This window comes from Streptomyces sp. SP17BM10 (assembly GCF_036322405.1).
Taxonomy (GTDB): domain Bacteria; phylum Actinomycetota; class Actinomycetes; order Streptomycetales; family Streptomycetaceae; genus Kitasatospora.
In genome coordinates, this window is the sequence record NZ_JAQYXB010000167.1 from 1 (window position 1) to 973 (window position 973).

Sequence of the window (973 nt, forward strand, 5' to 3'; positions counted from 1 at the left end):
TCGCGGCGCAGGGTGCCGGTGGCGAGGGCGGGGGGTTCGCCGGTCGTGGCCTCGTGGGTGTCGTGGATGGCGTTGGTGAGGACGGGGTGCGGGCTGATCTCGATGTAGTGGGTGTGCCCGTCGGCGGCGAGGCCGGCGATGGTGTCGTGGAACAGGACCGGGCTGCGGAGGTTCTGGTACCAGTACTCGGCGTCCAGGGCGTCGAGCTCGGTCAGACGGCGCGAGAGCAGGGTGGAGTGGATCGGGATGCGGGGAGTGGCGGTGGTGATCTCGCCGATGGTGTCGAGGAGTTGGGTGTGGATGCTCTCGACGTGGTGGGAGTGGCTGGCGTAGTCGACGGGGATGAGGCGGGCGCGGTGGCCCTGGGCGGTGAGGTGGGCCAGGAATTCGTCCATGGCGGTGGGTTCGCCGCTGATGACGGTGGAGGCGGGGCCGTTGAGGGCGGCGATGTCGAGGTGGCCGGTCCAGGGGGTGAGGTGTTCCTTGACGGCGCTTGCGGGCAGTGAGGCGTGGGCCATGGCGCCGTGGCCGGACAGGTGCCGGGCGATGGTGCGGCTGCGGAGGGCGCTGATGCGGCAGGCGTCGGTGAGGGTGAGGGCGCCGGCGATGTGGGCGGCGGCGATCTCGCCCTGGGAGTGGCCGATGACGGCGGCCGGCTTCACCCCGTAGGACTCCCAGACTCGCGCGAGGGCGACCATCATGGCGAAGGAGGCGGGTTGGACGACGTCCGCGTGCTCCAGGGAGGGCGCGCCGGGAGCGTCGTTGAGGACGTCCACCAGCGACCAGTCGGTGAACTCGGCCATCGTGGCGTCGATTTCCTCGATCGCGGTGCGGAACACCGGTGAGGTGGTGAGGAGTTCGCGTCCCATGCCGGCCCACTGCGTGCCCTGGCCGGGGAAGACGAACACCACGTCGGCGTCGTCGCTCTCGGCGGAGCCCGTCACGACGGAGTTCGCGGGCTCCCCCGCCGCCA

General features: G+C 71.2%; 1 protein-coding gene. It reads right to left on the reverse strand.

The annotated features are described in order from the left end of the window. The coding region (locus PUR71_RS00600) for an acyltransferase domain-containing protein (RefSeq protein WP_329924293.1) at positions 1-944 on the reverse strand (944 nt) is incomplete at its 3' end. Positions 945-973 lie beyond the last annotated feature (29 nt).